General features: G+C 42.6%; 30 protein-coding genes. 4 read left to right on the forward strand and 26 right to left on the reverse strand.

Annotated features, from left to right (window positions below; genetic code table 11):
* Positions 1-145: 145 nt before the first annotated feature.
* Positions 146-475, reverse strand: coding sequence for a winged helix-turn-helix transcriptional regulator (locus BLD48_RS11100; RefSeq protein WP_026829663.1), 330 nt, complete (start codon positions 473-475; stop codon positions 146-148).
* A 343-nt stretch (positions 476-818) separates the two neighbouring features.
* Between BLD48_RS11100 and BLD48_RS11105 the strand changes: the two genes are divergently transcribed.
* The gene (locus tag BLD48_RS11105; RefSeq protein ID WP_071500264.1) at positions 819-2,021 is read left to right on the forward strand and encodes an MFS transporter; all 1,203 of its coding nucleotides are present in this window, start codon (positions 819-821) and stop codon (positions 2,019-2,021) included.
* Positions 2,022-2,315: 294 nt separating this feature from the next.
* On the opposite strand, the gene BLD48_RS11110 is transcribed toward BLD48_RS11105, so the two are convergent.
* Positions 2,316-3,062 carry a class I SAM-dependent methyltransferase gene (locus tag BLD48_RS11110; RefSeq protein WP_071500265.1) on the reverse strand — a complete coding sequence of 249 codons (747 nt, stop codon included), beginning with the start codon at positions 3,060-3,062 and terminating at the stop codon, positions 2,316-2,318.
* Positions 3,063-3,219: 157 nt separating this feature from the next.
* Between BLD48_RS11110 and BLD48_RS11115 the strand changes: the two genes are divergently transcribed.
* Positions 3,220-4,125 (forward strand): TerC family protein, encoded by a 906-nt coding sequence (locus tag BLD48_RS11115; protein WP_071500266.1) that lies wholly within the window; start codon positions 3,220-3,222, stop codon positions 4,123-4,125.
* 149 nt (positions 4,126-4,274) lie between these two features.
* On the opposite strand, the gene sstT is transcribed toward BLD48_RS11115, so the two are convergent.
* From sstT to BLD48_RS11175, 11 genes are all read right to left on the reverse strand, one after another.
* Positions 4,275-5,546, reverse strand: coding sequence for a serine/threonine transporter SstT (sstT, locus tag BLD48_RS11120; RefSeq protein ID WP_071500267.1), 1,272 nt, complete (start codon positions 5,544-5,546; stop codon positions 4,275-4,277).
* 436 nt (positions 5,547-5,982) lie between these two features.
* Positions 5,983-6,834, reverse strand: coding sequence for a hypothetical protein (locus tag BLD48_RS11125; RefSeq protein ID WP_071500268.1), 852 nt, complete (start codon positions 6,832-6,834; stop codon positions 5,983-5,985).
* Between the two features lie 127 nt (positions 6,835-6,961).
* A complete protein-coding gene (locus BLD48_RS11130) occupies positions 6,962-7,144 on the reverse strand; it encodes a hypothetical protein (RefSeq protein ID WP_236630003.1) in 183 nt (60 codons plus the stop codon).
* Positions 7,145-7,211: 67 nt separating this feature from the next.
* On the reverse strand, positions 7,212-7,988 hold the full coding sequence (locus tag BLD48_RS11135) for an ankyrin repeat domain-containing protein (RefSeq protein ID WP_071500270.1): 777 nt from the start codon (positions 7,986-7,988) through the stop codon (positions 7,212-7,214).
* Between the two features lie 19 nt (positions 7,989-8,007).
* Positions 8,008-8,214, reverse strand: coding sequence for a hypothetical protein (locus BLD48_RS11140; RefSeq protein WP_161487717.1), 207 nt, complete (start codon positions 8,212-8,214; stop codon positions 8,008-8,010).
* A gap of 72 nt (positions 8,215-8,286) precedes the next feature.
* Complete coding sequence (locus BLD48_RS11145; protein ID WP_071500272.1) at positions 8,287-8,595, reverse strand: hypothetical protein; 309 nt, start codon at positions 8,593-8,595, stop codon at positions 8,287-8,289.
* 127 nt (positions 8,596-8,722) lie between these two features.
* A complete protein-coding gene (locus BLD48_RS11150) occupies positions 8,723-9,406 on the reverse strand; it encodes a hypothetical protein (protein ID WP_071500273.1) in 684 nt (227 codons plus the stop codon).
* On the reverse strand, positions 9,396-10,022 hold the full coding sequence (locus BLD48_RS11155) for a hypothetical protein (RefSeq protein ID WP_071500274.1): 627 nt from the start codon (positions 10,020-10,022) through the stop codon (positions 9,396-9,398). Before BLD48_RS11155 ends, BLD48_RS11150 begins: the two co-directional genes overlap by 11 nt.
* A 109-nt stretch (positions 10,023-10,131) precedes the next feature.
* On the reverse strand, positions 10,132-10,389 hold the full coding sequence (locus BLD48_RS11160; RefSeq protein ID WP_071500275.1) for a hypothetical protein: 258 nt from the start codon (positions 10,387-10,389) through the stop codon (positions 10,132-10,134).
* Positions 10,390-10,647: 258 nt separating this feature from the next.
* The gene (locus tag BLD48_RS11165) at positions 10,648-11,133 is read right to left on the reverse strand and encodes a DUF2691 family protein (RefSeq protein WP_071500303.1); all 486 of its coding nucleotides are present in this window, start codon (positions 11,131-11,133) and stop codon (positions 10,648-10,650) included.
* A gap of 483 nt (positions 11,134-11,616) precedes the next feature.
* Entirely contained in the window at positions 11,617-12,327 is a 711-nt protein-coding gene (locus BLD48_RS11175; RefSeq protein WP_236630004.1) for a hypothetical protein, read from the reverse strand.
* 105 nt (positions 12,328-12,432) lie between these two features.
* Between BLD48_RS11175 and BLD48_RS11180 the strand changes: the two genes are divergently transcribed.
* Both BLD48_RS11180 and BLD48_RS11185 read left to right on the forward strand, forming a co-directional pair.
* The gene (locus tag BLD48_RS11180) at positions 12,433-12,855 is read left to right on the forward strand and encodes a hypothetical protein (protein ID WP_071500277.1); all 423 of its coding nucleotides are present in this window, start codon (positions 12,433-12,435) and stop codon (positions 12,853-12,855) included.
* Between the two features lie 21 nt (positions 12,856-12,876).
* The gene (locus BLD48_RS11185; RefSeq protein WP_071500278.1) at positions 12,877-13,233 is read left to right on the forward strand and encodes a hypothetical protein; all 357 of its coding nucleotides are present in this window, start codon (positions 12,877-12,879) and stop codon (positions 13,231-13,233) included.
* Between the two features lie 44 nt (positions 13,234-13,277).
* Here BLD48_RS11185 and BLD48_RS11190 read toward each other — a convergent pair whose 3' ends face one another.
* The 13 genes from BLD48_RS11190 to BLD48_RS11245 all read right to left on the reverse strand — a co-directional run bounded on the left by BLD48_RS11190 (position 13,278) and on the right by BLD48_RS11245 (position 20,958).
* A complete protein-coding gene (locus tag BLD48_RS11190; RefSeq protein ID WP_071500279.1) occupies positions 13,278-13,673 on the reverse strand; it encodes a hypothetical protein in 396 nt (131 codons plus the stop codon).
* Positions 13,674-13,718: 45 nt separating this feature from the next.
* The gene (locus BLD48_RS11195; RefSeq protein ID WP_071500280.1) at positions 13,719-14,231 is read right to left on the reverse strand and encodes a hypothetical protein; all 513 of its coding nucleotides are present in this window, start codon (positions 14,229-14,231) and stop codon (positions 13,719-13,721) included.
* Between the two features lie 137 nt (positions 14,232-14,368).
* The gene (locus BLD48_RS11200) at positions 14,369-14,986 is read right to left on the reverse strand and encodes a hypothetical protein (protein WP_071500281.1); all 618 of its coding nucleotides are present in this window, start codon (positions 14,984-14,986) and stop codon (positions 14,369-14,371) included.
* A 202-nt stretch (positions 14,987-15,188) separates the two neighbouring features.
* On the reverse strand, positions 15,189-15,623 hold the full coding sequence (locus BLD48_RS11205) for a hypothetical protein (protein ID WP_071500282.1): 435 nt from the start codon (positions 15,621-15,623) through the stop codon (positions 15,189-15,191).
* A gap of 23 nt (positions 15,624-15,646) precedes the next feature.
* Complete coding sequence (locus BLD48_RS11210; RefSeq protein WP_071500283.1) at positions 15,647-16,417, reverse strand: hypothetical protein; 771 nt, start codon at positions 16,415-16,417, stop codon at positions 15,647-15,649.
* 155 nt (positions 16,418-16,572) lie between these two features.
* The gene (locus BLD48_RS11215; protein ID WP_236630005.1) at positions 16,573-17,115 is read right to left on the reverse strand and encodes a hypothetical protein; all 543 of its coding nucleotides are present in this window, start codon (positions 17,113-17,115) and stop codon (positions 16,573-16,575) included.
* 295 nt (positions 17,116-17,410) lie between these two features.
* Entirely contained in the window at positions 17,411-17,857 is a 447-nt protein-coding gene (locus BLD48_RS11220; protein WP_161487718.1) for a DUF4304 domain-containing protein, read from the reverse strand.
* A gap of 34 nt (positions 17,858-17,891) precedes the next feature.
* A complete protein-coding gene (locus tag BLD48_RS16400; protein WP_201723150.1) occupies positions 17,892-18,062 on the reverse strand; it encodes a hypothetical protein in 171 nt (56 codons plus the stop codon).
* Entirely contained in the window at positions 18,059-18,745 is a 687-nt protein-coding gene (locus tag BLD48_RS11225; RefSeq protein WP_071500286.1) for a hypothetical protein, read from the reverse strand. The genes BLD48_RS16400 and BLD48_RS11225 overlap by 4 nt, the downstream gene beginning before the upstream one ends.
* A 26-nt stretch (positions 18,746-18,771) precedes the next feature.
* Positions 18,772-19,338 carry a hypothetical protein gene (locus BLD48_RS11230; RefSeq protein ID WP_071500287.1) on the reverse strand — a complete coding sequence of 189 codons (567 nt, stop codon included), beginning with the start codon at positions 19,336-19,338 and terminating at the stop codon, positions 18,772-18,774.
* A 29-nt stretch (positions 19,339-19,367) separates the two neighbouring features.
* Positions 19,368-19,754, reverse strand: coding sequence for a DUF5412 family protein (locus BLD48_RS11235; RefSeq protein ID WP_236630006.1), 387 nt, complete (start codon positions 19,752-19,754; stop codon positions 19,368-19,370).
* A gap of 151 nt (positions 19,755-19,905) precedes the next feature.
* Entirely contained in the window at positions 19,906-20,226 is a 321-nt protein-coding gene (locus BLD48_RS11240; RefSeq protein WP_071500289.1) for a hypothetical protein, read from the reverse strand.
* 48 nt (positions 20,227-20,274) lie between these two features.
* Positions 20,275-20,958: a hypothetical protein gene (locus BLD48_RS11245; RefSeq protein ID WP_071500290.1), complete on the reverse strand. Its 684-nt coding sequence runs from the start codon at positions 20,956-20,958 to the stop codon at positions 20,275-20,277.
* Positions 20,959-20,961: the final 3 nt, after the last annotated feature.

The raw sequence follows: 20,961 nt of genomic DNA on the forward strand, positions 1-20,961 counted from the left end.
GCGGCGGCGATGCTTGTCCCAGGAAAACGATTCGAAGCGAACAAAAAAGCGATTCTTCTCGATCAAGAGAAAAACCGCTACTTTGTCTTCAGTCTGCAAAGACCACATCCAACCCGATGTGGTCTTTGTTTCCTATTAATTGCATTCAAGAAGACACGACTTCCTCGCCCGTCAAGTCGATATGTCCTTCGCCCCAGGCACACATCGCGTCTAAGATCGGGCGCAACGACCAACCGTATTCGGATAAGGAGTAGATGACTTTCGGCGGCACCTGCTCATAGACGGTCCGGATGATGACACCGTCCTGTTCAAGCTCGCGCAGTTGTTGCGTCAACATTTTTTGCGTGATGTTCGGCATCAGTTTCTTCAACTCACTCGTCCGGCGTTCGCCTTTGATGAGATGACACATGATGACGACTTTCCATTTGCCTCCGATGACTTGCAGGGTCGCTTCGACCGGAATATTGTAGGCCATGCTGATTCGTCCTTTCGATTCTTGAAGTACAGCGGGACAGGTACTTTTTAGTGCCTATCGCACTTGAAAGTGCGTACTTCTCAAGTGAATTTGATGGGTTTATGATAACAACTGTCAGCGGAAAGTACAAGTCACCTTCGTCCATTGCTTCAGTTGACAGGGGTAAGGTACTTTTTAGTGCCTATAGTACTTAAAAGTACGTACTTCCGCAAATATTTTTCCCACTCTATGATGGAATCACGCAGAAACGTTTTCTCATCATTCAATGCGAACCGGGCCCGGTCGTTTGGGAAGACTTCCGTCATTTACTTTCATCATCCATCTCACTTTAGGAGGAATCATCATGAATCAATTAAACACGCGTGCCGAACAGGAACAGGTCCCGCAAAACGGTCGCCTCGCCCTGCTCGCACTTGCTATTAGCGCTTTCGGAATCGGAACAACGGAATTTGTCCCGGTCGGCTTACTCGCAGCCATCGCCGGCGACTTAAACATCGGTATCACTCTGGCCGGTCTGATCATCTCCGGTTATGCCATCGGTGTCGCTGTCGGTGCTCCGATTTTGACTGCTTTGACGAACCGGATGAACCGGAAAACGTTGCTCATGGCGTTGATGGTCGTCTTTATCGCCGGTAATCTCGTCTCTGCCGTCGCTCCGAGTTTTGAACTGTTGATCGTCGCCCGCTTTATCACCGCCTTCTCACATGGTGTCTTCTTCTCGATCGGCGCAACAATCGCCGTTCAGCTCGTACCAGCGGATAAAAAAGCCAGTGCCATCGCCTTGATGTTCACCGGACTGACGGTCGCAACCGTCACGGGTGTCCCGCTCGGTACGTTCATCGGTCAAGCATTCGGCTGGCGCGCGACGTTCTTCGCCGTTGCCGCATTAGGTCTTGTTTCAATCATCGCCAGTTTCTTCTTGATTCCAAAAGACTTGAAACAATCTCCACCGGCGAAGTTTTCCGACATGTTTAAACTGTTGACGAACGGACGCTTGATGCTCGGTTTCCTGATCACGGCACTGGGTTACGGCGGAACATTCGTCGCCTTCACCTACTTGACGCCGATCATGCAGGACGTCACGAAAATCAGTCCAAGCCTGATCAGCATCATCCTGCTCGTGTACGGCATTGCCGTCGCGATCGGCAACGCGGTCGGCGGAAAACTCGCCAACGGTAACCCGATCAAAGCGCTGCTTTATATGTTCCTTCTCCACGCCATCGTCATGATTGCCTTGTCGTTCATGATTCCGTTTAAAGTCGCCGGGATCATCGGGATCATTTTGATGGGGCTGCTCGCCTTCATGAATGTCCCGGGCCTCCAGCTTTATATCGTCCAGTTGGCGGAAAAATATGTCCCGGCTGCCGTTGATGTCGCGTCCGCTTTAAACATTTCCGCCTTTAACATCGGGATCGCTCTTGGTGCAACGATCGGCGGACTCGTCGCCGACACGATCGGACTCGTCCACACGCCGTGGGTCGGAGGCATCATGGTCATTCTGGCCGTCATTTTGACTGCGGTCTCCCGTCGTCTCGAACGCCTATAACACGACGTCTGATTTACGTGCACTTGACTATACGGTCCGGATTCTCGGAACCGTGTTCGAGATGCAGATCATCCGGGTGTTGTTGCAGGCTCCTTGTTCATTCGAACAACTGACAGCTGCCGGATCACGACATTCCATGCATGAGTTGACCGTTTGTCTGACACAACTCGAGTAACGCGGAGTTGTCGAACGACCGGCAACCATTGATTGCCTGACACCGATCGGTGAGAGTTTGCAGCCCATCTTTAACGCCATCGAAAAACAAACCCGGCATCCGTAAGCGGAGGCTGGGTTTTATCTTGTCGCAACAACTGTAAATTCCCACGGGATGTTTTCGCCGTTCCACCCCCGATGTTCGTCCAGTTGCGCAAGCGTGAAGCCGCTGATGATGACGGTGTTCACGATCTCACTCATCGTATAGTGCCGCAATAGCACTTTCGGAAAATCCGCTTGTTCAGTCGGATCAAAATGCGATTGGTACGCAATGTTCTCTTCATATGTATCCTGATTAAAATAACGCGGGATGTAGTGTGACTCCTCGTTGATACAATGTTTGATCGGATGATAGTCACTCAAAATCAATTTTCCGCCCGGTTTGAGCAAGGTAAACAATATGGCCGTGAACGCCTTAAGGTCATGAAAATAATGCAGAATCCCGCCTTCAAGATACAAGACGTCAAACTGGTTGCGATACCGCTTCAAATCTATTTCGTAAATATCACCGACGACATACTCGATCTTTGTCTTGGCACATGAAGCAAGCTCGAGTGCATACCGGCGATTATCTTCCGAGATATCAAAAACGGTGACGTCCGCACCCAGCAGTGCGAGCGGAACCGCCTTGCGACCATTTGATCCGCACAGGTTGGCAATCCGTTTGCCGGTCACTTCCTGAAAATAGTCCTGATGTTTCTTAAGACTTGCTTTCGGATGAGCCATGATTTCTTTTGCCTTGTCAGATGGCGCCCCGTCACGTTGATTCCAAAATTCATAGGCCCGGTATTCCCAAGCGGTTTTGTTGATCGCACTCTGTTGTTTCATCTAATCAACTCCTTCTCCTGTTATGTTGAATTATAAAGTGAAAACGTGATAAATGTGTTATGTCTAAAAAAACAGCACACTTAACGCTTTACTTTGAGTTCTTATGAACTTATAATCAAAGTATAAACAGAACACCATTTAAAAGGAGGAAGCGCTGTTGACACTATTGATTGTATTTTTAGCGATCGTCTTCATCATGCTCGCACTGGACCTTGGCGTATTTCACAGGAAAGCCCATGAGGTCTCGCTTCGAGAAGCTTGGACCTGGACGTTCGTCTGGATCGGACTCGCCGTCGCCTTTGGCGGTTGGTTATTCTATGCGCAAGGCAGCGACGCTGCCATTGAATACACGAGCGTTTATTTCATCGAGAAGGCACTTGCGATTGATAACGTCTTTGTTTTCTCACTCGTCTTTGCTTACTTTGCGATTCCGTTAAAGTATCAGCACAAAGTCTTATTCTGGGGAATTCTTGGTGCCATCTTCTTCCGTGTCATCTTCATCGTCGCAGGGGTTTCGCTTCTTGACAACTTCGCTTGGGTCTACTACATCTTCGGGGCGTTTCTTGTTTACACCGGTTATATGATGTTTAAGAACATCGGCCAGGAAACGTCGCTTGAAGAGAACAAAACGGTCCGTTGGCTTGAAAAACGATTGCCGATCACACAAGACATCTCGTCCGGTAAGTTTACGCAACGGATCAACGGTAAATTGTTCTTCACACCGTTACTGATCGCGCTCATCTTTATCGAAATTTCAGATATCGTCTTCGCCGTCGACTCGGTCGCAGCAAGCTTTGCATACTCGCGTGATCCGTTCATCATCTTCTACGCAAACATTATGGCAATCCTTGGACTCCGTAGTCTCTACTTCGTCCTTGCGAACCTGATTGATCGCTTCTACTACCTGAAACACGGTCTCAGCTTCATGCTTGTCTTCATCGGGGCGAAGATGATTCTCGGTGATGTCTATAAAATGCCAATCTGGATGTCACTTGGAACGATCGTCCTCGTCATCTTGATTAGCGTCTTCTACAGCTTCTATAAGACGAAGCCTGGGAAGTAACTCCATATAACAACAAGCAGGGAGTGAATCACATGATTCACTCCCTGCTTTTGCTCAGACCAATTATAACGAAAAAAGATGAAAGGCATCTCGTTATTCGGGATGCCTTTCACCTCTTTGTGAGCGAAACAATATTTGCTGTAAACAGATCAGCTGTTGACGACTTTTTCAACAGCCTCTTCGTCCATTAACTGTCGATTAATCGACAGTTGCTCGCCTTCTTTCAAACGTTTTCTGAATTCAGCTGTCGCTGTAAACAGTACATCCGTAGAAGAGTTCAATGCGGTTTCAAATGAATCTTGTAACACTCCGATGACGAAACCGACAGCGACGACTTGCATTGCCACGTCGTTCGGAATACCAAACAAGCTACATGCGAGCGGAATCAAGAGGAGCGACCCACCAGCGACACCGGAAGCTCCGCAAGCACAGACCGCAGCCAAAACGCTTAAAATGATTGCTGTCGGAAGATCAACTTGAATGCCAAGCGTGTTTACCGCAGCAAGCGTTAAGACGGAAATCGTGATCGCCGCTCCAGCCATGTTGATCGTTGCGCCAAGCGGAATCGAGATGCCATATGTCTCTTTATCGAGTCCAAGCTTCTTAGATAATTCCATATTGACGGGAATGTTAGCAGCCGAGCTTCGCGTAAAGAATGCCGTAATCCCACTCTCACGGAGACACTTGAAGACAAGAGGATACGGATTTTGACGAAGGTTGATATAAACAATTAATGGATTGACAATGAGTGCGACTACAAGCATCGTACCGATGAGTAATGCTAATAAACTCACATAATCGAGTAGAGATTTAAGACCGTTCTCCGTAATCGAACCAATGACAAGCCCCATGATCCCAAGAGGAGCAAGTTTAATGATCCAACCGACCATTTTCGCAAGCGCATCTGAGAAATTCGAGATGAAGGTCTTCGTCGTATCCGATGCATTTTTTAATGCTAGACCTAAGATGATCGCCCACGTCAGAATTCCGATGTAGTTTGCTTGGACTAACGCATTAACCGGATTGTCGACCATGTTCAAGACGAGCGTCTTGAGGACTTCGATCGCATTCCCCGGCGCAGTCAATTCTTCTGTACTCTCCGTCAGCGTGATCGTGACTGGGAACAGGAAGCTGACGACGACAGCAATTGCTCCCGCTAAGAACGTACCGAGTAGATATAAAAAGATGATTGACTTCATGTTCGTCTGCTGACCCTTTTTATGTTGCACAATCGAAGCCATGACCAGGAAAAATACCAAAATAGGCGCGACTGCCTTCAGTGAGGAAACAAATAGTGTCCCAAAGATGGTCAAAGATTTCGCTACTTCAGGAATCGAGACAGCTAAAACAATACCCAGAATCAAGCCGATCGCGATTTGTTTCACTAAACTGATTTGGTTCCACATCTTCAACAATTTCATACGTTCCCCTCCAGGCTTACAAAAAATAAGTTATTTAGAATTTGAAAAACGACGATTTCTCTCTCTTCTATCCAAAAAAAAGACGGATAGTCAGTTCGTTCATTTTTCTAAAAATTCTATCAGTTTGTTGTTCTCTATTTTTACATAAAACTCATGAAATAAAAACTAGTTTTTTGCAAGAAATATGATTTGTTTATGATGACTCTTTAATAGAATGGGTATGCAATCGCTTGCATAATTAAGGGATTGAGGTGCTTCCTTTTCTTCTGATTTTCGTTTATTTGCTTGAAAAATAACGAAAATGGACTGACCAATTTAAAAAAATGAACCTTAATTTTTCGCGAAAATCGTTTCCATTAAAATAAATAAAAAAAGTAAAATAAATAAAAAAAGCACCTAAAAAGGATGCTTTTTGTCGTAAAATCATGCTGTTTTTTTACTTTTTCGTCATGTAGACTCCAATGATTTTTGTGTATAACGCATCTAATTTCGCGTTTTCTTCAACCAGGATTGTTTCTTTTGTATTCACAAACAGTTGATTCGCTTCTTCAAATTTACCGGCGTAAACCAGCAGTCTGATTGCACCGCGTTTGTCTCCGACGATTTCCGATGAGTCTTCACGAGCATACAGAAGCCGATCATATACTTGATCCATGATTTCGATTTTGTCGTCTGCACTGAAGTTATTGGCATCCAGGTAGGTTTTCAAACGATTGGCGTAGTCCTTATAGTCGAGAACCGTTAAGGCTTTTGTAATGGATCCGTATTGACCTTCAAATAACTTGATCTGCTTACTTTCGTAGTCAACGATTACTTTGTACAGAGCCTGTCCTTCTTTGGTCAACACCTTTTCCGCCTTCGTCAAACGAATGGTTTCTTTTTTCAAAGCATCAATCCGCTTGTCCGCAGCCTTTCTTTCCTTCTGCGTGTTCACTTCTTTAATCAGCTTTTTCAGGGCTTCCGCTTCTTTTCGTGCCTTCTTACGGTCCGTCATATACTGTTTTGATTTTTTGTTATTCGCTTCCACTTTGGCGCGGTACACAGAATCCGTGATGTATTCCGGTACTTTGATTCCGCCCAGATTCCCCATATGGAAGAGTGTGCTGCCGTATGATGCTACGACTTTCGTTTGTTTGGCGCGATACTTTTTGTAGTCGAATTTTTTCTTCGCGACTTGCGTCGTCTTGGTCGCCGCATCTGCTGCATTGCTGTTTACTCCGACTCCCGTCAATACAAGAGCCGTTACAAGCGTACTCGCCATTGCTTTACGAACTGTTACCTTTTTCATACGTTCACGTCCTTTTTTTATGTCGATTGTACTTCAGTCATTTTCAATTCCAAGGAAATAAGTAAATATATTCCACACCTTCAGTTTATCATGTCCGGATGCCGTTGTTGAACAGAATTCATATGGATTATCGCTTTATTTTCTTTTCCGGTATGAGAAGAAAAATACCTAAGCAAACCAAGATTCCGAACAGGACATAATCCGTTGTCGGTAGTCCTCCTCCCCAGGCAAGATCCCCGTCTTTCGTAACAATCATTGATCCTACAGCCGCAATCGTCTCCGTCATTTTATTGAGTTGAATGATCAGCATACTAAACAAAACCGTCTGAACAATAATCAAGACCCCAATTCATTTCTTCACGTCGATTTCCTCCTGCTCAAGTTTGTAATAAAGCTATGATTTCCGGATAACGATGCTTGACGGCAAAGTCGAGTGCTGTTCTCCCTTCCGTGTCTGGATGCTGTTGATTTGCGCCGTGTTCCAATAACAATTTGGTGATTTCGGTCAAACCATACTGACTTGCAAGCATCAACGGGGTATTGTTCTCATTTAACGGATTTTCGATTTCAATGTCGGCTCCTGCTGCCAATAATGCCTGTACCGCTTTGATGTGCCCTTCCCCGACCGCCTGGTGGAGCGGTGCAAAGCCGTTCATTTCAATCCGATTGACATCGGCTCCCGCTTCCACCAGCATACGAATTTTCTTTGTCTTTCCTTCTTGAGCCGCATAATGCAGCGGCGTATGCCCTTCTCCACTATCTGTCTGCCAATCCACTCGTGCCCGGTCTTCCAGTAATCGCCGGAGAACCCGTTTGTTCCCGGAACGGGCAGCGATAAAATGCAGTGCCGTAAAGCCGTCTCCGTCAAAATCAAGGGCAGCACCGCGGTCAATCAGCTGAATCGCGATTTCACCCTGCTTTTCATACAATGCGAGATGCAACGGCGTCAGACCATCTTTATCGTATTGGTTGATGTCCGCCCCATGATCAAGCAACAGCGTGACGATTTCGTCATACCCTTCCTCGACCGCCCAGTGCAGTGCGGCAGATCCTTCTTCATCGAGCGCATTCAAATCATCTCCGCGCTCGATACACGCCTTCACCTTTTTGATGTTTCCGAAAAAAGCATGATCTTGGATTGATTTTTTAGCCATGTCGTCTCTCCTTTTTTCGTTATGTATAGAAAAAGAAGAAAACGAGTAAATTCGTTTTCTTCTTTTCGATTAGTTGGATTAATAAACGTTTCCATCTGAACTCGAGCATCTTGACTGTCCCGACAAGATACAACATATCGATATGGAGCAACACACTCGACTTTGCTCTCGGTTCCTCAAGACGCACGACGTGTTTCACTAACAACGCAATCGCTCGTCGTCTCATATCGAGAATCGATAGTTGTGTAGCGGCATGGGTGACTTAGGTGTAACGATTCATGCTTCACTCCTTTGCCTTTTAAAAGGTAGTTTGTTTTTTACGTTTGACAATCAAAAGAACAATCAACAAAAGAACCTCAAGAATCAGGAAAATGCTTACGAAGAAATAAACGACTAAGACCTGACTGACCCCATCAATTGCGACAGCAAAAAACCAAATCAATGAAACCGTCACTGTATAAATCAGATTGATTGCTGTACCCGTCAATAGACTGGATTTAAGACTTCGCTTATTTCGAGCTTGGGTGAAGAGAATCCCGATTGCTCCAATCGCCCAGATGACTAAAAAAAGCTCAAAGATAAAATCAGGATTCCGTTGTACGTCCATGATATCGCTCCCTTTTCCGATCGACTGATTTAGTTCATGAATCATGCCGATTAATGTGATACCTTTATTTTACAGGATTGTTGAACCCACAAGTCTTCCGAAAGTTGAGTGAATCGGATTTTAAGTTTCATTCCTCGAAATCCGTATATTCTTTGATTTTTCGTATACGAACGCTTTCACCCTGTGCGATTTGGTCTGTTTCTTTCCAGTGGTATTGCACGACAAGTAATACCAACATGACCGCTGAAAAAACAGATAAGGTGGCGTAGTATGGCTGTACTTCCCGCTCCAGTTCAAAAGCGGACAGGACCTGCAATACCATCAATGCACCAAACATTCCGTGAAAATACCGTCGGAAAATTTTTGGTAGACCGGCTTGACGAAAAGTTTCATACCAGACGTACAGTCCTAAACCGAATGCAAAATTATTTAGCCTCTCGTAAGGAAGGACGAACAGGAGGATCCCGAGTCCAAGGAGCATCCACGCCAAACGAACGGCCGGTTTAAAAAAGGCCGGATCAAGCGATGATTCTTCCGGTTCATCGATGACGTGCGCTGCCCGTTCTTCCTCTGTCAACGGTCGAAAGCCGAGTGCTTCTTTTTCTTCGGCCAACTGGCGCATCCGCTTTTTCATTCCGACATAAAATGGAAACCGTTCTGTCGTGACCTCTCCTTCGTTCGTTTGACCATTTGCTTGCTCCTGGACGGAGACCTGATAAAGCGTCCGCCCCACCCGGTAACAGACCCAATAATCGGCGGTTTGGCTGATCTCTCGTTTTAATTGAATCAGTGGTGCTTGTTTATCCTTCATGTTGCGTGATCTCCTTCGTCGTCAGTTCCTTCAGTTGGTGAATCGTGTACAGCAAGAGGATGAATCCCGCGATGAGGCAGACGGTTCCGTTGGCAGAAAGATTAAATGGTTCTAAATAATCTTTTGACGTGCCGGCTAGTATGAACAGGAATATGCCTCCCGACCAACGATAGAAGCGGGCACGGGCTGTTTTCCCTTCAATGTAGATTGGATAAAAGAAAGGTAAGTACACAAGCGGAATATATCCCGAGATCGGTAACAGACCGGTCAATGTCGATAATCCGCACAGCATGAGTAATAGAGCACTCATAAGGCGCAGTTTGATGTTGCGCCGATCTGCACGGTAGTCCATCGCCTCAGATTGGGGTAAATGTGATTTTAAATATCCTTCATCCATCTTTTGACGCATCCATTCTTTTTTCTGACGATAGGCGGCAAACGTATTTTTAAAAAGCATTCGGACAGTCGCCGTCTCTTCGTTAATTTCAATCATGTCGTCACTATCTGAGGCTGGTTCTTTCCGCGCGACGCCTTCCCTGATGAATAATGTGCGTCCTTCTTGATGATAGACGATGTGATAGACTTCATCGTCGATTTGCTTTAATAATTGCACCATGCTGGTAGCTCCTTTTACACTGCTCTATATGAATTAATACCATTGATCGGCTTCAGACGTTCAGCCGTATCTGATGAATGATTCCAGCCTCCTGTTTCTTCTCTTTTCCTTACCAAACTGCATTGACACCATACAGTAAAAGCACTCCTCCTGCTAAGCAGAAAAAACCGTATTGTCTGATGGATAATGAACTAAAGAGGATGACACCAATTGATAAGAGGAGACTGAGCACAAACGAATCGACATGATCGACCCCGTCTCCATGCCCGGATAGCGGTGTTTTGTTTGCGTGCTTACATCGGATGAAGTAAGTTCCTAACATCAATAAAAAGAGTCCGGCAGCAAGACCGATGAATGGTAAGATCACGAACGTTTCCTCCAAGATATGTATTCAATTTCCTTAGGTAGAAAGTTAATTTTGATAAAGATATTATACTACTAATAAATACGATATTTTCCTTTATTAAGTTTCATTAATGAAAAAAATCCCAAATTAAATGTTTAGAGATCGTAATGTAAATCTTCCAAATTACTTCTCTAAATGATCAAGATAATTCATGATTTAATCTCCATATGCGACTCGTTTTAATAGGAGTGAATAGAGCTTCTACCGAAAAATGTACACTCAAGGGATTGCTACTCTTTTGGAGTGAGGATCATCTTCGAGTATGTACTCAATGTTTTTGAAGTCATTCCGCACAGCATTTTCAGACAACTGCTCTAATAAATCAACATCCTTACATAACAAGATGACATTCGTACAATCGTCTATGGTCAGACAGAGTATACAATCACTATTCAAATATTCACTGTATGTATTTATTTCAACTGGCAAAGAATCGTGAAATGCCTGCAAGCCGCAAAAAATTATATAATATGCTTCGATATTCAGTATTCTTTCTAATTCTCTTCCGTGCACGACCTCACAATCCGGAATATTAAATTCTTTTAAGTTTTCGATAGTGTGATCCTTTATATCTCTATTTTCTTTTATGTAAATTTCAATCCAATCCAGTTTCCACTTATACTTCGTTATATCAATTGGAGCTAAGATATCATTGATATACTTACCAAAATTATTAGGTATTTCAAATTCGATACCAACTTTCATATGGATCACCTCAGCTCTAAACATTTCTAAGAAGACTTTAAATCGCCGTTGATTTCTATAGATTGTTCTTCGTATTTGCAAACAACAGCCGGCATTAGAGAGATTTACTACTGTTTTTGCCTCTTTCTCATCTATGGACATTTTCTTTATTCATTTTCAAATATTTTTACGGAAATACTACTATAAGTACAGAAAAATAAATAATGGTGATTAAAACCATACCAAGCGTCATAGCTAGGTTAAACGTCCAATAAGGTATCGTTTGGCTCTTATAAACATCTAGTCTCTTGATTGGCAAGAAAAATATTAACCAAATGATGATCAAAAAAAAAGCAGATAAAATACGTTTATCAGGAACTAACTCATCGATTGAAAATCTTATGATAATCCATAATAATATGTTAATCACAAATGCCACGATAAAAGATCTTATTAATATTGATTTATTCATGTTTTCACCTCAGTTGTATTGATCGTTGATTCTTATTTGCTCTTCTTGTGTTCAAAAATGGCCCAAGGAAGCCATAGTACTGATTCTGTCTCTTGTTCGCCTAATTCATTACAATAATCTGAATAACGATCAGCTTCTTCTATGGAATCAATCAACCCATAACGATTTGGTGAAAAATTAAAATGCTGACGAAAATCACGCTCTAATCCATTACACAAATAAGAATGAAACGAGCCAGAGTCAAATCCCAAAACTTCGTATCCTACTTTTTTTGCTCCCTCTATCCCAGGTGGGTGGTGCTGTGACAACATTTTTTCCACTCCATATGGTTCAGGATTTTTACTGCTAAACAATTCTACATCTTTAAGAAAATCCAATTTATAACGTTCAGGTAATCCAATGCTGATGATGCGTATACCAGGAAGATGGACCAAAAAACGATTTAAAAAATCTCCCGCAGAATGTAAGCCGGAAAATACTTGGGGAAACAAAACATCACCAGTATTCCTATGTTCTTCTATCCATTGTTCGAATAACTGAAAGGTGTTCAGCGAAAGACCGAGTTGATCCATATAGCGTTCTTTTTTCACTTCAGAATTTCCCCATAAGATACTGGTATCAGGATATTGCTTACAGAGACAACTACTCACTGATAGCACAGTTTCAGGAACAATCTTTTCATCCATATAATCTTTACGGGGTGTTGGCATAACAAGAAAATATCCTGCAGATATGTAATTCAAATGTTCATCTCCTTCTCATACGGGATTGCTATAATAATCATAAAGTATTTGAACTATTAATGAATCTTTAAGCTGGAGTGCTTAAAATAGAAGGGAAGCCGAGATATGAATAAAGAACAAGAAATTCTTTTGGTTAAATCATTCTTCGTCAAACGGGTACAAGAGCGTGTACTCCATGAACTGTTTTCGCCTAAAAAACGGGATCAAGCACTTTATCGACTGGATCATTTGTATAAAAATATGCTCAAAAATGAGTACTTGATTGAAATCCCCCCACCTAATTCGTGGCATGAAGATATTTATGATTTATTAAAACAACATGGTGCACCGGATACCTGTTACTGTTTGTCAGAGAATGAATTGATTAATGGAAAAGAATTACCTTTGAAAGAAGCGCTTGAACACGCCGTCGGATTTGGCTTTTCTTCCATCATTTCCTGCATTCCCGGTGAACTGGCTTACTTTGAGGCAGAACAATCATTTGGAGCACCACCCCGTTATTTACTAATGAAACCTACATATAACTAAAACACGAAGGAGGACTTGCAGATGTTTTTAATTAGAAACGATTTAATCGATATTTCAGATCAAGAGGAGATATTAATCTATCCCGATCGCCTACAAAATTTTTTATATCGGGATGCTGAGGTCATTAAACACCGCTGTGCTTTACTCATCCAACTGGATGAATACGAAGAAAGATTATTCAAGCCCACTGAAGTCCTTGAACTCCTTGGTATTTGTGAGGTTCTTTCTCATCGACATTGTTTCCCTCATGAACCATGGAAGTTGAAGTCAGCAGACCCTCTCATTCAAGATTTGCATTATTTTTTGCAAAAATTAAAAGGTATGTGTATACAGGCTGTTTATCAAGATCGACTGATTTTATTCCTAGGATTATCCTGAGAGTGATTTTTAAGCAATTAATTAACGGATTACATTTTAGTGAATCAGTCACCCCAAAAACAAATCAACGCGTTCTGGTATACAGACTCGATGCACATTCGCTTAAGCAATTCTAAAAATTGATGTAGCTCCATTATTAACTCATTTGATTGATGGATCATCCAAGGTTCGTTTGGATAATAATGTGCCTGATTCACTAACCATGCTTCCTTCGGCGTACAATACCGTTGAATAAGTAGTTCACAAATTCCAATCAGCTCGTTTACTTCTCTTGCTAAAAACAATTTATCCGCATAAGAATCAAGATGAATCAGCATATCACAACATTCAGAAACGCTGGAGAAGTCTTGAATCAAAAAAATGTGGACACGACTCGGGTAACGGAGAATATCTTTTTCTTTTTCCGGAACTTCTTTTAAGCTTGTACTGATACCAAACATATTTTCATCTCCCCTTTCTTTAAGATTTGCCGATTTCGATTTCTCTTACTCATAGTAGTCGATGCCGTTACCTTCAGGCAGAAACGCTTTCACCTTGTCCTCTGTATCAAAACAGGCTTCATTCGAAAACAGATAATAGCCCATGAAATCATGCTCAATCGTAATGAAGGACATCTCTTCCGTCGTATGAATGATAGGAACGACACGTTCTTTTTTGAAAAACCACTCTTTTATCATTCTCTGCTCAAACGTCAGGAGATGCGTAAAGGATAGGAAGTAAAAATCGTTCGCAGCCGCATACCAATAGGTCTCGTCTAGCAAAAGCTCAAGCTCTCTAGCATGATTCACTTGAACGCTATAATAAGGGTGCTTGTTTGGTCGAAACTTTGTATACGATAAGTTGTTCTTTAAAAAAAACGGTTCGACCTCCTCATCCGTAAAACCTTCACCGAACATAATAAAGATCGGAAAGCGATTCAGCCGCGTCAAAAATTGCTTCAAGACTCGATTTGAGGCACTTTGATAGTTGTCTTTTTCGTCATCCGGAATACCGTCCATCGAATAGATGAAGTCGATACGCTCTGGTTGATTGATCTACAAGTATCTATCTTTGATGACTTTTGCGTGATTCATATGTTTCTCAAAACAGACATCCAGCATGATTTTTCCTCCTCTTTCTCAATCAATCCATCTGCCTACTGTTCGATTTCATCTTCAGGAAAGAATGCTTCTATTTTTTCTAATGCATCGAAACATGCTTCGTTTGAGAAGATCAGGACATTCTCGAAATCAAATCCGATTTTCAAAAACGTCGTCGGTTCCGTCATATCGACCACTGGTACAAGTCTTTCTTTTTTGATGAACCACCGTCTCGTACTCCGCGTTTCAAATTTCAATAGATTCGTCAAAGAAATCAAATAGTATCCATTGTAACTAGCCAATGAAAGTGACTTCTCTAGCACTTGAAGCAAGTCTTCTGGTTGATTTACTTCAATGATCATATAAGTCTCACGTTTATTAATCGAAGTCTGCGTATACGATAACTTTCTTTGCCTAACCGTAGACATCACATCTTCTATTTCTGAATCAGTCAGTTCATGCAACCCAAAGGATAGATAGACGGGAAAACGATTCAAACGCGTGAATAATTGCGTTAAAACTTCCTCATCAGAGATGATTTCATATTCATTCGAGTCCTCGTTATAATACTCGACTGAAAAAATAGCTTTCAATCGGTCTTGTCCTTTCATCACTACATGGTACTCTTTGATCGTTTTCGCGTGATCCGGTTTTTCTTCGATATAGATTTGCATGTTGCTTCTCTCACTTTCGCTGGATTGTTTGCTAAACGGTGATGGGGACTACATCTATAAATTTCACTTATGTTTGACAGTGAGACATATCTATTTCGTTTAAGAAGTAGCTACGATGAGACAATCCATCCCATCCCATTACAAACATCGTCTTTACGGGAAAGCGAATCACTTGAATCATCATCTCTGTTAATCAGCAGTTTTAGTTCCCACGAGTTTTTGTGATTAAGATATGAGTTCTTTCAGGAATCTGAATATCCTCCAGCTGTTCAAGTTCTAAAGAGAGTGTCATACTTTTTTCTTTTGGATAGGACTCTTCTCCAAGCCAACATGTATATAGTTCAAAGGATTCCCCCTCGTCTAAGAACTCATTCATGAGCGTAAATAAATAATGCAACTTTTCTTTTGACTTCACTGAAACAACGGAATCGAAAGGTTCTACGATTTCGATGCCCCAGTGACTTGAAATCTCATACACATACCATTTATGAAACTGTGAAGTTTTAACATTGTATAGACAATTTTCATCTGCAAAACACCGCCCTATATAAAATGGAAGTGTTTCATCTTCTTCATCCAAATCTAGATACTTATCAGGTATCTGCCTATCCATACAAATATACGAAGCTAAGCTCATCTCTTTTTCTTCCTCCTTCTTTTTTATCTGTGTTGACTGGGATTTATCTCTTCATCGTTTATATTTCCAAAATGTGCAATCTTTCCATCGGTACAAAAATGATCGAGCATACCAAACCGTCCATTTACATCGCGTGTCACAATGAAGTTATACGGCATCATCAACATGAATTCTGACATGAAGTTCTCGAGCGTTTGTTGAGATGGCTTTGAGTAATTCGTTGGCAGGAATCCAGAAGTGATTTCTTTTCGGTTCAACAGGTGCAAGAGCCGATCTTCGAAGACCGCTTGCCAATTTGTATCGTTCAACGTCATCGCATGGATCGAGTCCTCATCATTTAAAACGCCACGGCCGCAAAAGACGACCTCAACCGGGAACGTCGCATATGGTAAGACAGCATCAAAAAAGTTTTCGTACTCCGTACCTGACTCGTCCAGTTCTTCATAGACGACACCATACATCGAGACATTATCGTTAGTGACACGAACGATTTCCTTCCCGTCTTTCCGAATGCTGAGAATCGTCTTCGACTCGGCTGACATCCCTATCTGTTCGATTTCGAGTTGATTTAGAAATGTCTTCAGTTGCGAAGTATCTGTCATAATGACATGCGACAAGACCGTCCAATCTGATAAATCGTAGGTATTGCGGTTTTGTTTCACCGGACGTTCCAACAACTTGACTTCAAAAGGATAACTATGCTGATTCACCTGAATTCGGACAAGCTCTTGCCAATCGTCATGCGGTAACAGCTCCCGGTAGACATCAATCCATTCACCACTCTGAAATTCCACTTTTACCCCTCCTAACCCTCGGCTTCCCTTATTCGTAAAATTTTCTTCTTAGTACGTTGTAAACCCAAAGCTTCACTTATTAATTGTATCGTTCGACTACTCAGGTCATAACGTTAAATTCTTCCTTGGATCATCGTTGAGATTTTTCTATCTATTCAATCCCACCGACAGGTCACGCTTTCGTCTACTTCAAGCCGTAGATGAATCAGGGTATTTGCGTTCAGACCTGAGAGAGTCAGAGATCGAGTCCCTCCACCCGTATAGGACAATTCGAAAACGACGCCTTTCCTCTCTTTTAGTAGAAAGAATGTCCAGTGAAGGTCGTATTCACTCTCATACAAAAGATCCCACAATGCTTCAGTAAAGGCCATTTCGTTTACCGCATACAATTTCATGAAATCATTTTCGCCCAACAGTTGAAGCGCAACGAACACTTTTTCGTTTGGAATCCGCGGTTTTTGAATGATCAAGGAATAACCTTCCGCCAGCTTCTCAAGCAGTTTCCTTTTACTCTCCGGAATATCCTCTTCCATCACGGATAAGGGCAGATCGTTAATTTTAAACGGAAGACCAAATTCATATTCAAACGGGTCGTCAAACTTCAGAAGTTCTGCATAGGAATACGTTGTTTTCATCGACCTACCCCTCTCTGCATTAGCTTGTTTTTTTAAATGCTCTTTAACATCTACTGTGATCAATTTTTCGGATATGAATACTAAAACATCTCACCCTCACTTGAATGGTTACTTCAACAAGTTTAGGTGAGACGCTTTCAATCGCTGGTATTGAATTATTCGAAGTCCTCTTCAAAATCTTCATGTTCCCCGATGACCAGCAAAATACAGGTGACCTGATCCGCATCTCGTCGTACGCGAACCTTGTAATGGCCATCCCCCATCAACTGGACGGCAACACCAAACGGAAACAGAAGATTTCCTCAGTATTTAATAAATTAATTTCTTCTACTTAGAATTAAATATGGCTATTTTCTTTTTACGCGTCTTCCTCATCAAACGATTCATACAATTTTTTATACCATTCGGAGCAACGGGCTATCCAGTCCGGTTCACTCGTTTTTAGATATGTAAAAGCTTCTTCAGCCAGTTGTTCGTGCTTTTCTTCAGAAGATAGTCCTTTCATTACAAAATACATTCCATCATGATTGGCTACAACGTCTGACCCGACTATAAATCGTTCATTCCCTTTTAAAGAAAAGACTGTCACTTTATTTGGAGGAATGAGGTCTCCTTCAGAGTTAAGATAACCGGTTAACGGGATGACTCCCGTCTCGATATAAAAATTTTCACTGTACTTTGTAATATAAAACATCAAGAGTTCCTGATGCGTATCTTGTTTCCGTCTGAAATGTGGATAGCTTCCTTTAAAGCCTTGTTTCCTCAATTCAGGGACAATAATTTTTTTAATGGCTTGAGTCATCATCTTTCGATTTCCTACCGGCACGATTCCCATTTCCTCAGTTTCCCTTCTCCGTTAGACTAGACGATACTTTTTGACAGAGGTATCCGACGATATGATCATGGGTCGTCCTTTCCTCCAAGTCATCGTTTTCAACCAATTCGTCAATCGCTTCCGAAACCATGTTCCACAGTTCCGTATTCTTGTATCGATCGTATGGGGTATTCATTGTTTATTCTCTCCCTGCTTTTCTTGTCGCTCCCGCCACTCCATGAACCCTTCCGTCTCCTCTTCTAAAAATCGCAGCCACAGTTCATACGTCTGTACGTGTTCCTGCCATTCTTCCATGAACTCGGTCTTTTGAACCGAATCATCGAGTTGATCAATCAACAAACGGGTTTCTTTCAGCGTCTCTGCATCGTCCTCCGTCTCACTTAAATACAAATCTTGATTGAGATGATGGAAGGAATACAATAGCCAATTCAACAGATGACGAATCATCGTCTCGATTGCCAATTGTTCCTGCCGACCGCCGCGGTCAATCGCCGTCTGCAGGTACTCAAGACGGTTGTCTTCTTCAAAAGAGAAGACGCCAAACCACCGATACGGTCGTACGTCTTCCGGCAGATCATTCATCCATTGTTTCAGGACAGGATTCAATAACCTCTCCTTCAGCGGATGAATCAACAAGTCCTGTACTGTTTCCTCCCGTTCACATGCGGTCAGCAGACCGTCCGTAAACTGCCGTTGCCGCTTAACATCCCATGCAAGTGCTTCCGCTATAAAGGTGTTCATCTGCTGTAAAAACACGTTTCGCAATCCCTGTTGTTTCGCAAGATAAGCGGAACGTAATGATGCGAAGTCTGAACTCTCTTTTTCTTGCAACAACTGCTTTAAAAATGTTGTCGGCATGCCTGACCCTCCCGTTCCTCGTCAGCTTACGCGTTAAAACGTTGTCTGCTTTTTTTCATGTAGCTCCACAGGAATACTCCCGTTACGAGTAACAGACCGGCGTCCAGATATTTTATGTCCGGTACATGTCTGTAACTGATGTTAATCAGGATATAACTGATAAAGCACATCGTTTTGACCCAAAACGGCAGCATTTTTCCGATCGTCGACATGATGAGGAAGGGAACTGCAAGGATGACCATCACGTACGGAGATAAAGTCCAGGGTGTTACGAGCGGAATCAATCCCGCTCCGAAAAGTACATACGCAAACCATGTCGCCCTCTTGTGAAACGTCAACTGTTCTTCTTGACTTGGCACCGGATCCAGTGTGATTTCCTGTTGATACCCGTCTGCCTGCTTCTCGGCAATCAGTTCCTTCACGCGACGTCGGGCTTGAAAACGAAACGTAAACCGTTCTTCCGTTTTTTCATCGATATCTTCATCGAGCATCCATGGTTCATTGACTCCAAAAAATGCCTGAACCGTCCGGCCGTCGCGATAAATGGTCCAGAAATATATCAAGTTGCCGATTTGCTTTCTAAGTATGATCATCAGGATATTTCATCTTCCCTTCACGAACTCTATTTTGCTGGATAAATCGGGTGATCCAATCTGAAATCATACACCTCGGTCCAGATGTTTAAGCGGGTGTCATTAATAATGACAACGTCCCGTCGCCATTTCACACTTACCTCTCTACACGGATATTCCCAGTAGACACGCCGCTGTTCTTTTGTTTTTTGATCTTCCATGATGCCGAGCATCGCAAATCCCGTCGTCGCCCCGCCGCTCGAACGGTAAAACCGTAACGTATACCGCTCGTCCGGAGAAGTGACCGTCTTGTATAGATCGCCTCGCGGTACGTATTTGATATCTACGGCGAAGAGCGAGATGTAGATTTGCCAGGCCAAATATCCCGCCAGCAGTATGCCAAGTATACTGGCGATGATTCTAAATTTTTTCCACACATTAATTTCCTCTTTTCTTGCTTTTTACCATGACGTACTGATCCCGTACAGCAGAAGAAAGCCGCCTACCATCAGCAGGATGGAGATGATCAACATTCTTATCTTCAATATGAACAGCCATTTAACGAATATGTATGACTTCTATCATATGTCATCCTAAAATCATTCCGAACACCAAAACGACTAAGGCCATCGTCAGCGACCAGACGATTGTTTTCCTATTGCTCCCTTCAATTCGTACATACCAGAGCGGAAAGATATTCATGACTAACAAGCCAAAGGACCGGTACAGATTTTCCTCTGCAGCATCCCACCCAAGCAACGCGGTTACACTCACCAGGACCAACAACAAAACGGTCACGCTGATACTAATTGTCCAGACACGACTGCCCGGTTGCAACCGATTAAACAGAAAAGCCACGACCGTTCCGGTACAGGTAGCTATACACAGATAATACAAAACGTGCTCCACTCTCATTCCTCCATTTTCAGTTTCAACCTTTTTTTACGTGTACCAGGATTAATCGGTTTCGTCATCTAGTAACCAGTCATCATTAATTTGCGAAATGACGGTCCCTTTCGGAAACCGGGTCATCAGGTGTTCGATTGGTATATAGCTTTCATCGTTTGACAGCAGGTAAAAACCGTTGCCATCGTGGGCAATCTTAAAACAGGTCATGTTTGGATGCATGGTCAGCACACCAATCGGGCGAACCAGTTTCAATCGCCACCATTTTGTCTCCCCCAACTTAAATGACAGGTTATCTGAGTACGAGACGGTATATAACAGATTTTCCGATGCCAGCCAGTAGGTTTTGTTCAGGACAAGACGCAGTTCTTCCGCATTTTGAACGGTAATCGTATAACACGGATGGTATTCCTTATAACGGACTTTCACCTCTCCACTTCGAAACTGTGTATCTAAATCCAATACCACATATGAAAGCTTATTTTGCTTGAAAAACGCGTCATGTTCTTCATGTAATCCATACTCATCCACGAAACTGATATAGAGTGGAAACACCTGTTGATGGATTAAGAATTCGATTAAAAACTCTTTGTTTTCATCTGCTCCGTCTTTTTCAATTCGGCTTACATCAACGAAATAAGCTGTCTTCAACTCTCCACCCATTTCAAACGGGTATCCTAAGTTCATCGCATCCTTTTCGATAATCTTTTCTTCCATAATCATGATTTCTGCCATTTT

The organism is Exiguobacterium sp. KRL4, assembly GCF_001870785.1.
GTDB lineage: Bacteria > Bacillota > Bacilli > Exiguobacteriales > Exiguobacteriaceae > Exiguobacterium_A.